The sequence below is a fragment of the Pseudaeromonas sharmana genome (assembly GCF_042649925.1).
Lineage (GTDB): Bacteria > Pseudomonadota > Gammaproteobacteria > Enterobacterales > Aeromonadaceae > Pseudaeromonas > Pseudaeromonas sharmana.
The window spans coordinates 81727-94195 of record NZ_JBHSAF010000006.1 but is presented as its reverse complement, the minus strand read 5'-3'; the positions used below and the strand labels follow the sequence as shown (position 1 = coordinate 94195).

Annotated in this window: 13 protein-coding genes; 12 read left to right on the top strand and 1 reads right to left on the bottom strand. The window is 53.6% G+C overall.

All coding sequences use genetic code 11. The annotated features are described in order from the left end of the window. Positions 1-91 precede the first annotated feature (91 nt). From eno to rpoS, 10 genes are all read left to right on the top strand, one after another. Positions 92-1393, top strand: coding sequence for a phosphopyruvate hydratase (eno, locus tag ACFOSS_RS06895; protein WP_377151446.1), 1302 nt, complete (start codon positions 92-94; stop codon positions 1391-1393). A gap of 98 nt (positions 1394-1491) precedes the next feature. Next, positions 1492-1815: a cell division protein FtsB gene (ftsB, locus tag ACFOSS_RS06890; RefSeq protein ID WP_377151445.1), complete on the top strand. Its 324-nt coding sequence runs from the start codon at positions 1492-1494 to the stop codon at positions 1813-1815. Further along, on the top strand, positions 1812-2498 hold the full coding sequence (gene ispD, locus ACFOSS_RS06885) for a 2-C-methyl-D-erythritol 4-phosphate cytidylyltransferase (RefSeq protein WP_377151443.1): 687 nt from the start codon (positions 1812-1814) through the stop codon (positions 2496-2498). The genes ftsB and ispD overlap by 4 nt, the downstream gene beginning before the upstream one ends. Beyond that, on the top strand, positions 2495-2971 hold the full coding sequence (gene ispF, locus ACFOSS_RS06880) for a 2-C-methyl-D-erythritol 2,4-cyclodiphosphate synthase (protein ID WP_377151441.1): 477 nt from the start codon (positions 2495-2497) through the stop codon (positions 2969-2971). The genes ispD and ispF overlap by 4 nt, the downstream gene beginning before the upstream one ends. After that, positions 2968-4011 carry a tRNA pseudouridine(13) synthase TruD gene (truD, locus tag ACFOSS_RS06875; protein ID WP_377151440.1) on the top strand — a complete coding sequence of 348 codons (1044 nt, stop codon included), beginning with the start codon at positions 2968-2970 and terminating at the stop codon, positions 4009-4011. Before ispF ends, truD begins: the two co-directional genes overlap by 4 nt. Further along, complete coding sequence (gene surE, locus ACFOSS_RS06870) at positions 3992-4732, top strand: 5'/3'-nucleotidase SurE (RefSeq protein WP_377151438.1); 741 nt, start codon at positions 3992-3994, stop codon at positions 4730-4732. The genes truD and surE overlap by 20 nt, the downstream gene beginning before the upstream one ends. Positions 4733-4738: 6 nt before the next feature. Beyond that, positions 4739-5368, top strand: a complete 630-nt coding sequence (locus ACFOSS_RS06865; RefSeq protein WP_377151437.1) for a protein-L-isoaspartate(D-aspartate) O-methyltransferase — start codon at positions 4739-4741, stop codon at positions 5366-5368. Continuing rightward, positions 5365-5946, top strand: coding sequence for a YqaA family protein (locus ACFOSS_RS06860; RefSeq protein WP_377151436.1), 582 nt, complete (start codon positions 5365-5367; stop codon positions 5944-5946). Before ACFOSS_RS06865 ends, ACFOSS_RS06860 begins: the two co-directional genes overlap by 4 nt. 16 nt (positions 5947-5962) lie before the next feature. Continuing rightward, the gene (locus tag ACFOSS_RS06855) at positions 5963-6934 is read left to right on the top strand and encodes a peptidoglycan DD-metalloendopeptidase family protein (protein WP_377151435.1); all 972 of its coding nucleotides are present in this window, start codon (positions 5963-5965) and stop codon (positions 6932-6934) included. Positions 6935-6975: 41 nt separating this feature from the next. Further along, the gene (rpoS, locus tag ACFOSS_RS06850) at positions 6976-7959 is read left to right on the top strand and encodes an RNA polymerase sigma factor RpoS (RefSeq protein ID WP_377151434.1); all 984 of its coding nucleotides are present in this window, start codon (positions 6976-6978) and stop codon (positions 7957-7959) included. Positions 7960-8105: 146 nt separating this feature from the next. Here rpoS and mutS read toward each other — a convergent pair whose 3' ends face one another. Continuing rightward, entirely contained in the window at positions 8106-10688 is a 2583-nt protein-coding gene (mutS, locus tag ACFOSS_RS06845) for a DNA mismatch repair protein MutS (protein WP_377151433.1), read from the bottom strand. 32 nt (positions 10689-10720) lie between these two features. On the opposite strand from mutS, the gene ACFOSS_RS06840 reads away from it, so the two are divergent. Continuing rightward, positions 10721-11221 (top strand): CinA family protein, encoded by a 501-nt coding sequence (locus ACFOSS_RS06840; protein WP_377151618.1) that lies wholly within the window; start codon positions 10721-10723, stop codon positions 11219-11221. An 85-nt stretch (positions 11222-11306) separates the two neighbouring features. Next, entirely contained in the window at positions 11307-12383 is a 1077-nt protein-coding gene (gene recA / locus ACFOSS_RS06835) for a recombinase RecA (protein WP_377151432.1), read from the top strand. Positions 12384-12469: the final 86 nt, after the last annotated feature.

Genomic DNA, 12469 nt, shown 5'->3' with positions numbered 1-12469 from the left:
CGACAAAATCCGCGGTTGTGGGCATAGTTCCGCCACCGCATTTTTTTGCAACTTTAGTGTTGTTTTATTTCAAATATCGAGGATCGATACAATGGCTAAGATCGTTAAAGTACTGGCTCGTGAAATCATTGACTCCCGCGGTAACCCGACTGTAGAAGCCGAAGTTCACCTGGAAGGTGGTTTCGTTGGTATGGCTGCTGCTCCGTCTGGTGCTTCTACCGGTTCCCGTGAAGCGCTGGAACTGCGTGACGGTGACAAGTCTCGTTTCCTGGGTAAGGGCGTTCTGAAGGCTATTGGCGCTGTAAACGGCCCGATCGCTGCTGCTCTGGTTGGTAAAGATGCTGCTGACCAACGCGCTGTTGACCAAATCATGATCGATCTGGATGGCACTGAAAACAAATCCAACTTCGGTGCTAACGCCATCCTGGCTGTCTCCCTGGCTAACGCCAAGGCTGCTGCTGCTGCCAAGGGCATGCCGCTGTACGCCTGGATCGCTGAGCTGAACGGCACTCCGGGTGTTTACTCCATGCCGCTGCCGATGATGAACATCATCAACGGTGGTGAGCACGCTGACAACAACGTCGACATCCAAGAATTCATGATCCAGCCAGTTGGCGCCAAGACGCTGAAAGAAGCTATCCGCATGGGCGCTGAAGTATTCCACAACCTGGCCAAGGTTCTGAAGTCCAAGGGCTACAACACTGCTGTGGGTGATGAAGGCGGTTTCGCTCCGAACCTGAAGTCCAACGCAGAAGCGCTGGAAGTTATCGCTGAAGCAGTTGCCAAGGCTGGCTACGTTCTGGGTAAGGACGTGACTCTGGCGATGGACTGCGCAGCTTCCGAGTTCTACGACGCAGAGAAGAAAGAGTACAACCTGAAGGGCGAAGGCCGTGTCTTCACTTCTAACGGTTTCTCTGACTTCCTGGAAGATCTGACCAACAAGTTCCCGATCGTTTCTATCGAAGATGGTCTGGACGAATCTGATTGGGAAGGCTTCGCTTACCAGACTGAAAAGCTGGGCAAGAAGATCCAAATCGTCGGTGACGACCTGTTCGTAACCAACACCAAGATCCTGAAGCGCGGTATCGAAAACGGCATCGCTAACTCCATCCTGATCAAGTTCAACCAAATCGGCTCTCTGTCCGAAACTCTGGACGCTATCAAGATGGCCAAGGATGCCGGTTACACTGCCGTTATCTCTCACCGCTCTGGCGAAACTGAAGATGCGACCATCGCTGACCTGGCTGTTGGTACCGCTGCTGGCCAAATCAAGACTGGTTCTATGAGCCGTTCTGACCGTGTTGCCAAGTACAACCAGCTGATCCGTATCGAAGAAGCGCTGGGTGAAAAGGCTCCGTTCCGTGGCCTGAAGGAAGTTAAGGGTCAAGCTTAATCGTTGACCAGACTCCTTGAGTCAATGAAGCCCCGCCAATCGGCGGGGCTTTCTTTTACGGCGTAATATGGGAAACTATGGCGCCGGGAGGAACACCAATGCGCCTATTTACCCTTGTCATGTTACTGGTACTGGCCTGGCTGCAACATCAGCTCTGGTTTGGTAAAAACGGGCTGGTCGAATATCGCCAGACGACGGAAAGTGTCGTGCGCCAGCAAGCCGATAACCAGCAACTCAAGGAACGCAATGAGTTGTTGTATAAGGAAATTGATGATTTGAAAAGTGGCCTCGAGGCCATCGAAGAGTTATCGCGCAACGACCTGGGTTTTATCAAACCTAACGAGACCTTCTATCGCATTCTACCCAAAGATGGCAAGAATGCGGCAACCATGCCCAGCTCCTTACCCAAGAGTGATGAATGATGCTGACCTTCACCGTTGTGGTCCCTGCGGCTGGTATCGGTAGCCGGATGGGGGCTGCATGCCCCAAACAGTACTTACCGCTAGCGGGCAAATTCCTCATCGAACACACGCTCGATCGTCTGTTATCTCACCCCCGGATAGCGCAGGTGGTGGTGGCTATTGCCCCAGATGATGATTTTTTTGCCACCTTGCCGTTGGCTAGCCATCCGCGCGTATCGGTGATTCATGGTGGAACAGTACGCGCGGAGTCAGTACTCAACGGATTAAGCCTGGTCAAGACCGAATGGGTGTTGGTACACGACGCCGCGCGCCCCTGTATTACCCATCACGATATTGACTTGTTGATCCACGAAGGCCTGGCTGGGGATGGTGGGCTGCTTGGAAGCCGGGTGCGCGATACGATGAAGCGTTCTGATACGTCAGGGCACGTCGTGCGAACCGTCGACCGCAGTGACCTTTGGCATGCCTTGACGCCTCAGTTCTTTCGTTGCCTCGAGTTGCAGCAGGCGTTACAAGATGCGCTGGGGCGCGGCGCCATGATCACGGATGAGGCTTCGGCGATGGAGTTGGCAGGTTGGCGTCCACGCATGGTTGAGGGGCGAGCAGACAATATCAAAGTGACTCGGCCGGAGGATTTGGCTTTAGCTGCCTTGTTTTTGAATCAACAGGAGAAGGAAACATGATCCGGATTGGACATGGCTTTGATGTTCATCGCTTTGGCGGTGAGGGGCCTTGTATGCTGGGTGGGGTTCCTGTCCCATATGAGCAGGGGTTGCTTGCCCATTCTGATGGCGATGTGGTGTTACATGCGCTGAGTGATGCTTTGCTTGGTGCCATCGGGGCCGGTGATATTGGCCGCCATTTCCCTGATACCGATGCTGCCTTCAAGGGCATTGATAGCCGGATACTGCTGCGAGATGTCTACGCCCGTGTTCAGGCGCAGGGCTATCGGCTAGGGAATGCGGATATTACAATCATCGCCCAGGCACCGAAGATGGCTCCGCATATAGATGCAATGTGCACGACGATCGCTACAGATTTACAGGCAGCGGTCAGTCAAATTAATGTCAAGGCAACCACGACCGAACGGCTGGGTTTTACTGGCCGTAAGGAAGGGATCGCCGTAGAAGCAGTCGTATTGGTGGTGAAAGCATGAGTCTGCCGGAATGGAATTATCTACTTGGCAAACCAGAATGGCGCGGCCGCTTCAAGGTTCAGCCTGAGGATTTTGTGGTTATCGAGGATCTGGGGTTCGAGCCTGATGGTAATGGCGAGCACATCCTGGTCTCGGTGCGAAAGCGTGGTGAGAATACCGCCTGGATTGCTGGTTTATTGGCCAAGGCTGCCGGTGTTAATCGCGGTGCCGTCACCTGGGCGGGACTGAAGGATCGCCATGGCGTGACTGAGCAGTGGTTTGGCATTCATTTGCCAGGCAAAGACGAGCCAGACTTGAGCGTCATCGAAAACGAGAATATTCAGATCCTGCAACGCAGCCGCCACTCCCGCAAGATGCGAACTGGCGCCCTGAAAGGCAATTATTTCCGACTGGTATTGCGTGATGTTGAACGTTGCGATGCAATTGAGGCCAGGTTGCAGGCAATTGGTGAAGCTGGGGTTCCCAATTACTTCGGCGAGCAGCGTTTTGGTCGCAATGGTAGCAATCTGGATGCAGCTGAGGCGATGTTTGGCGGTAAACGTATCAAGGATCGCGATAAACGCTCGATCTTCTTGTCGGCTGCGCGCAGCTATCTGTTCAATGAAGTGATCAGTGCCCGAATCCAGGCCGGTTTGGCATCACAGTTACTGGCTGGCGATTGTCTAATGCTAGCGGGTTCGCACTCGTTTTTTAGCGAGGCTGAAATTACGCCTGAACTGCAGCAACGGTTGGCCAGCGGGGATCTGCAGCTGACTGCGCCTTTGTGGGGACGTGGTCGCGAGACGGCGCAAGGCGCGGCCTTGGCATTTGAGCAACAGGCTCTTGCGGCGTTTGATAATTGGCGCCAGGGCCTTGAAGCTGCAGGCTTACAGCAAGAACGTCGCCCGTTGTTACTGATCCCGCGTCACTGGCGTTGGGAATGGACTAGCGATGGTTTGGTGCTGAACTTTTGGTTGCCTGCCGGCTGCTATGCAACCAGCTTGCTACGCGAACTGTTGATAATGGATACCATGGAATCCAATGAAGATACTGGTCAGTAATGATGATGGAGTGAATGCGGAAGGGATTCGGACGCTGGCCGAAGCGCTCGGAAGCATTGGTGACGTGATGATTGTGGCTCCGGATCGGAATCATAGTGGAGCCAGCCACTCTTTGACGCTTGAGAATCCGCTGCGCGTCGAGACCTTGAGTGAGCGCGTCTTGGCCGTCAAGGGAACGCCGACGGATTGTGTGCATCTGGCGGTCAATGAGTTACTCAAGCCGCAACCGGATTTGGTCGTTTCAGGTATCAATCATGGTGCGAATCTGGGTGATGACGTGATTTACTCTGGGACTGTTGCGGCCGCAACGGAGGGGCGTTATTTAGGGTTGCCGGCCATAGCCATTTCGCTGGATGGGCATCAGCACTTTGCTTCTGCAGCGGCGTACGCGGTGAAGCTGGTGAAAGCGCTACAAGACTCGCCGTTGCCAGCGGATCAAATCTTGAATGTTAACGTGCCTGATTTGCCATTGGAGCAAATTAAGGGGATTCAGGTTACCCGACTAGGGTGTCGACATCCGGCTGAAGGCGTGATTGTTGATCAGGATCCCCGAGGCAAGCGGATGTACTGGATTGCTCCGCCCTCGACAGGGCAGGATGCGGGAGCGGGAACGGATTTCGCTGCGGTTGAAGCGGGCTTTGTATCCATTACCCCGTTACAGATCGATATGACGGCCTACCGGCACATAGCCCAACTGAAAGAATGGGTTGAGAGGTTATAAAGTCCATTGCGTAGCAGTAATGCGTCACAGCTCGTCAGACAGTTACAGACTCAGGGAATAGAAGATCCCCGGGTGCTTCAGGCTATCGCTAGCGTGCCACGTGATGCTTTTATCGACGAGGCCTTCGCGCATCAAGCATGGGAGAACATGGCGCTGCCAATTGGTTTTGGGCAGACCATTTCGCAACCCTACATTGTTGCGCGCATGACCGAACAGTTGCTAATGGGGCGCCAAATCCAGTCAGTTCTGGAGATCGGGACTGGCTCTGGTTATCAAACGGCAGTTCTCGCTCATCTGGTCAGTCATGTGTATACCGTGGAACGCATCAAGTCGCTGCAATATCAGGCGCGTCGCCGTTTACAACGTCTCGACTTGCACAATGTTTCGACCAAACACGCCGATGGCTGGACTGGATGGCCGACGAAAGCACCGTTTGATGCCATCATTGTGACCGCTGCGGCCAGCTCTGTTCCCGATGCGTTGCTTGAGCAATTGAAAGAGGGGGGGCGCCTGGTCATTCCGGTAGGCGAGCATCAACAGCAGTTGCTACTGATTGAAAAGCGCATGGGTCGCCTGCGACATGAGGTATTGGAGGCGGTGAGGTTTGTACCGCTAGTAAGTGGAGAGGTCATGTGAAGCTGTTTTCCCGTCTCTATGATGTCGTCATGCGCTGGTCTCGTCATCGACATGCACCCTGGTTTTTGGCGGCAAACAGTGTTGCAGAGTCTGTATTTTGGCCTATTCCGCCCGATGTGATGTTGGCTCCAATGTGTCTGGCCAAGCCTGAGTCTGCCTGGCGTTTTGCGCTGCTGGCTTCGCTGGCCTCCGCTGCAGGTGGACTCATTGGCTATATGCTGGGGTTCTGGTTGTTTGACTGGTTAGTGCAACCAGCCATTCTGTCGATGGGGTATCAGGACCAATTTGAACAAATCAAAACTTGGTTCGAACAGTGGGATTTTTGGGTAGTGTTCCTGGCCGGTTTTTCCCCTATTCCCTATAAGCTTTTCACCGTGACTGCCGGTGTGATGAAAATGGCAATTTTGCCTTTCATGGTAGCTTCGATCATTTCACGTAGCGCGCGCTTCTTTTTGGTTGCTGCATTGATGAAATGGGGCGGCGAAGCCATGGAACGCAAGTTACGGCAGTATATTGATATGCTTGGTTGGCTTTCGGTAGCCCTGGCGATCGTGTTGTATCTGGTGTTCAAGGATTGATGAGCGAAGCGAAAGGATGAAGCAATATCTGATGATGCTGTTGGCCGCACTGGTGTTGACGGCCTGTAGTAACAGTCATACTTCGGCACCCGTTCGGGATGCGGGGAAAAATCAGGCCCGCTCGGCATCGAACGCAGGTCGTCCCGTCGCCAATGTGCCTTTGGGCAAGAATCGTTATCGGGTCAAAGCCGGTGATACCTTGTACGCCATTGCCTGGATGTATGGACTCGATTTTCAGGAAGTCGCGCGGTACAACGGGATTGAAGCGCCTTACGCCATCTATTCCGGGCAGATTCTTAAACTCGATCTGGATGATCCCAGTGCTGGTCGTTATGTCGTCAAGCGCGGCGACAGTTTGTCGCAAATTGCGGCCAATCACGGCACCAGTATGACTGAGCTGGTCCGGATGAATAATTTGAAGAAGCCCTATACGATTCATCCGGGACAACTTTTACAATTACGCAAGGCTCCAATAAGCTCCGCCGTGGGGGCGCAAGCGGATCGTGATCCACAACAAAATATTGTGCAAAAAGGCGCAGCAGCCCCTGCGCAGGGGCTTGCTGCTGTAAAAGGAAAGGAATACTCTCGAACCGTATCTGAACAAAATTACAACAAAGTTTTAACCTGGCAGTGGCCAACGAAAGGTCGTGTTGTACAAGGCTTCTCGCTGTCAGAGCAGGGTAATAAAGGTATAGATGTAGCAGGTACCCGCGGTCAGGCCGTGGTTGCCGCCGCCGCTGGCAAGGTGGTCTATGCTGGAAGTGCTCTGCGCGGCTACGGCAATTTGATAATTATAAAACACAACGAAGACTACCTCTCGGCCTACGCCCACAATGATGTGTTGCGGGTGCAGGAGCAGCAAGAGGTAAAAGCTGGTCAGCGAATCGCCGACATGGGCAGCAGTGATGCTCAGGATGTGCGATTACACTTCGAAATCCGTTATCGGGGACAATCGGTAAACCCGGTGCGATTTCTTCCGAAACGATAGCACCCGCAGACGAATGGACTAACGGGTTGGGGGGACAACCTATGAGCGACACAGAACTGATGACCTCTGAAAGCGTTTTCGAGGCTGATGAGGAACTGGAAACGCTGGAATCCATGGACGAGATGGATGTGGAAGAGCTCGACGAGCCCCAGGCGGAGGTACACCCTACCGTTGATGCGCTGCGTAGCTCGATGGATGCGACTCAACTCTACTTGGGTGAGATTGGATTCTCGCCACTGTTAACCGCACAAGAAGAAGTTTTTTTCGCACGTAAGGCGTTACGTGGCGACGTCGCGGCTCGCAAGAGGATGATAGAGTCCAATTTACGTTTGGTGGTCAAGATCGCCCGTCGCTATAACAATCGGGGGCTAGCGCTACTCGATTTGGTTGAAGAAGGGAATCTGGGGCTGATCCGCGCAGTTGAGAAATTTGACCCCGAGCGTGGCTTCCGTTTCTCGACTTATGCGACCTGGTGGATTCGTCAAACCATTGAACGTGCGATCATGAATCAAACTCGCACTATTCGTTTACCCATCCATGTCGTCAAAGAGCTGAATGTTTACCTGCGCACGGCCCGCGAGCTGGCTCATCGCCTTGACCATGAACCAACAGCAGAGGAAATCGCAGCGGCCGTTGATAGGCCAGTAGAAGATGTCTCGCGGATGTTGAAGCTCAACGAGAAGATTTGCTCTGTCGATTCTCCGATTGGTGGTGATGGTGACAAAGCGTTGTTGGATGTTCTGACCGATGAGCGCGGCATGGGGCCGGAGCTTGAAACTCAGGATGACGATATGCGCATGTCGGTTGTCCATTGGCTTGAGCAATTGAATATCAAACAGCGAGAAGTGTTGGCTCGTCGGTTTGGATTGCTCGGTTATGAGCCCGCCACGCTTGAGGACGTCGGGCGTGAGATTGGATTGACTCGTGAACGTGTGCGTCAAATCCAGGTTGAGGCTTTGCGGCGGTTGCGCGATATCCTGACGCAGCAAGGGCTGTCGGTAGATGCACTGTTCAATGGCGAATGAGTTCATCTCGCTAATAAAAACGGGGCCTTGTCGGCCCCTTTTTTATTGATATATGGCAGTGGAAACCTGTTGGTGAACGGCCGTGGCTGCCCACGAATGGTGCCTGGTCGTGCTTGTGCCGGTCATAGGAGCGGCGTGCGCAAAAATCAGTGGCTGAGCTGTTTCAACCGATACACGGCTTCAAGCGCTTGACGTGGGCTCATATTGTCGGGATCCAGGGTGGCTAGTGCCTCTATCAATGCAGAAGCTGGCGTAGACTCCAGATACAGCGGGAGCTGGGAGCTGGCCTTTTCGCTCATCGGGTGTTGATTCGCTCCATTTTCCAATTCGGCCAGCTTGTGACGTGCCCTAGAAATGACTGCTTTGGGAACTCCGGCTAGGGATGCAACCTGAAGCCCATAGGAACGGCTCGCTGCCCCTTCTTGAACGGCGTGCATAAAGGCAATACTGTCGCCATGTTCGACTGCATCAAGATGCACATTTGCCAGATGTGGTAGCTGTGTCGCTAACTGCGTCAGTTCAAAATAGTGTGTCGCAAACAGGGTATACGCTTGAATGCGGCAGGCCAGATGTTCAGCGCACGCCCATGCCAACGACAAGCCGTCATAGGTGCTGGTACCGCGGCCTATTTCATCCATCAGCACCAGGCTGTGTTGGGTTGCATTGTGAAGAATGTTGGCCGTTTCAGTCATTTCAACCATAAAAGTTGAGCGTCCTGATGCGAGATCATCGGATGCACCGATACGGGTGAATATGCGGTCGACAGGCCCAATGTATGCTCTGTCCGCCGGGACATAGGCGCCGATGTGCGCCATCAACACAATTAATGCAGTTTGCCGCATATAGGTCGATTTACCGCCCATGTTGGGACCGGTGATGATCAACATGCGTCGCTCTGGACTCAGGTGTACCGGGTTGGCAATAAACGGTGAGCTCAGCACCTGTTCTACGACGGGATGTCGACCATTATCAATCTGTATGCCCGTTTGGGTAACTAATTCAGGGCGACAGTAATTTAATGTCTCGGCCCGCTCGGCCAGGGCGGCAAGCACATCCAGGCGCGCTATAGCAGACGCGGACTGCTGGAGCTGTGCCAAATGTGGCATCAGTAAGTCGAGCAATTCTTCATAGCGCTGCTTTTCCAGTGCCAATGCGCGGCTTTGTGCCGTTAAGGCTTTATCTTCGTAAGCTTTGAGTTCTGGGATTATATAGCGTTCGTTGTTTTTAAGCGTCTGACGGCGGACATAATCAGCGGGGACCAGGTGACTGTTGGCCCGGGTCACTTCGATATAGAAGCCGTGTACTTTGTTGTAATCGACCTTCAGCGTCGCGATGCCCGTGCGCGCTCGTTCGCGCAGCTCCAGCTGTTGCAGATATTCGGTGGCACCCGCTGCCATCGCGCGTAATTCATCGAGCTCGGCATCGTAGCCAGTTGCTATGACGCCACCGTCGCGAATGACAACAGGCGGGGTTTCGACGATGGCTTGTTCTAACAGCACACACAGCGCCGGGAAGGTGGCGATCTCTGTGGCTAGCAGCGTTAGAGCCGGATTAGAGCTCTGAGCTAGGAGGTGCTGCAATTCAGGCAGATGTTGCAGCGCTGTACGCATACGACTCAAGTCACGAGGGCGTGCAGAGCGTAACGCCAGTCGCGCCAAGACGCGCTCGAGGTCGCCGATTTGTCGCAATGGCGTCACCAAGCTGGCGTAAAGGTCCAACGCTATGAGCTCGGCAATAATCTGCTGGCGCTCGAGCAACAACGTCTGTTCCCGGCTTGGTTGGTGGATCCAGCGCTTCAGCAGGCGGCTCCCCATGGCGGTAGCCGTCACATCCAGTACGCTAGCCAACGTATTTTCCTGGCCTCCTGCCAAGTTTTGCGTCAGCTCGAGATTCCTGCGTGTGGCGGCGTCCAGCACTATCATGCTGTCGGATTGTTCGAGGCGAATAGAACGGATATGTGGCAAGGCGGTACGCTGTGTATCCTTGACATACTGCATCAGGCAGCCAGCGGCGCTCAGCGCGCAGGTTGCCTGCTCAACGCCGAAGCCGACCAAATCACGGGTGCCAAATTGCTGGCACAGCAACTGGCGAGCTGTACCCAGCTCGAATTCCCACTCCGGGCGCCGCCGCATACCGCGACGGTTCCCGAGCAGCGCTACGTGTGCAAAGCTCTCGTTATACAGTAGCTCTACAGGGTCCAGGCGCTGCAGCTCAGCCAGCAGCGTCTCTTCCGCCGGAAATTGATTGATCAAAAAACGTCCTGAGCTGATGTCGAGCACGGCAAGACCAAACTGTGTGCCGTCGTGATACAGTGCGCCAATCAGATTGTCCTGACGTTCATTCAACAGGGCTTCGTCGGTTACTGTACCCGGTGTCACGATGCGCACAACTTGCCGTTCGACCGGTCCTTTGCTCAACGCGGGATCGCCGATCTGTTCGCAAATGGCAACAGATTCGCCAAGCTGAACCAGTCGCGCTAGATAGCCCTCAACGGCGTGATATGGCACGCCTGCCATTGGAATGGGGTTGCCGGCGGATTGCCCGCGTTTGGTCAGTGATATATCCAGCAGTTGCGCGGCCTTCCGGGCATCGTCATAAAAGAGTTCGTAAAAATCGCCCATGCGATAAAACAGCAACACATCAGGGTGTTGGGCCTTGAGCCCAAGATACTGCTGCATCATTGGTGTGTGCTGGGCGAGATGTTGCGAGTCTAATTGGGCTACTTGCATAATGGCTTCTGACTAGTCGGAACGAATGAATGATGAACAGCGAAATCGAACACTGGGCCCGAAAATTGGGGGCGCTATTGACGGCGAGGGGTCTGATGGCAACCACTGCAGAATCCTGTACCGGCGGAGGGGTAGCATACGCGATCACCGAAATATCGGGAAGTTCAGCCTGGTTTGATCGTAGTTTTGTGACCTATACCAATGCGGCTAAATCGCAGATGCTTGGCGTCCCGGTGGAATTGATCGAAACACATGGTGCTGTCAGCGAGCAGGTTGTCCAGGCGATGGCACTCGGCGCCTTGAAGAGATCAGACGCCCAGATTGCAGTGGCGCTGAGCGGTGTAGCTGGCCCCGGTGGCGGTTCAGCGACAAAACCTGTGGGGTTGGTCTGGATGGCGTGGGCATGGCAGTGGCCAGGGAATGAAGCTAGCGGCTGCATCAGTGAAGCGTGTCATTTCCCTGGCGACAGGAGCTCTGTGCGCCAACAAGCCATTATCCAAGCCTTGCAAACCATGTGTAAACTTATACAGTAAAAAGCACTTGATACTGTATGAATGGACAGTATACTGTCTGTAACAAGCAATCCTGCTGCCTGACGCGGCACCGGTGGAGACTAAGATGGATCAGAACAAACAGAAGGCCCTGGCTGCGGCGCTGGGACAGATCGAGAAGCAGTTTGGCAAAGGTTCAATCATGCGCCTTGGTGACAACCAGATTATGGATGTAGAAACCATCTCGACCGGTTCTCTGTCGCTGGATATCGCGCTGGGCATCGGTGGTCTGCCTTGCGGCCGGATTGTTGAGATTTTCGGTCCAGAATCATCAGGCAAAACCACCCTGACACTACAAACTATTGCTGAAGCGCAAAAGCAGGGTAAGACCTGCGCATTTATCGATGCTGAACACGCATTGGATCCGATTTATGCCGCTAAGCTCGGCGTCAAGGTTGAAGATCTATTGGTGTCGCAGCCAGATACTGGAGAGCAGGCTCTGGAAATTTGCGACATGTTGGTTCGCTCTGGCGCTGTCGATGTAATCATCGTCGACTCTGTCGCCGCCTTGACACCGAAGGCTGAAATCGAAGGTGAGATGGGTGACTCACATGTTGGTTTGCAGGCTCGCTTGATGTCACAGGCGCTGCGTAAGCTGACCGGGAATATCAAGAATGCTAACTGTCTGTGTATTTTCATTAACCAAATTCGTATGAAAATCGGTGTGATGTTTGGTAATCCGGAAACAACCACGGGTGGTAATGCATTGAAGTTCTACGCATCTGTGCGTTTGGATATTCGGCGTACTGGTGCGATCAAGGACGGCGATGAGATTGTTGGTAACGAAACACGCGTTAAAGTCGTCAAAAACAAAGTCGCTCCTCCGTTTAAGCAGGCCGATTTCCAGATCATGTATGGCGCTGGAATTTCAAAAGAAAGTGAGCTCGTTGACCTGGGGGTCAAGTGCAAGCTGATCGATAAATCGGGAGCCTGGTATGCCTACCAGGGGGAGAAAATCGGTCAAGGTAAGGCGAATGCCATGAAGTACCTAATGGATAACGTGGCTGTTGCGCAAGAAATCGAGCAACAACTGCGAGCATTGCTGCTCAATCGTGAAGGTCAAAAGGCTCCGCTGGAGGCTGACGGATTTACTCCTTCGGCGGAAGAGAAAGATGACTTGGCATATGATGAAGCCGAACTTTGAGTCAAACATAACAAGGCCAGCGATTGCTGGCCTTGTTGTTTCATGGATAGCAGGAATGCCATCAATTAAGGCATAGGGAGACACAT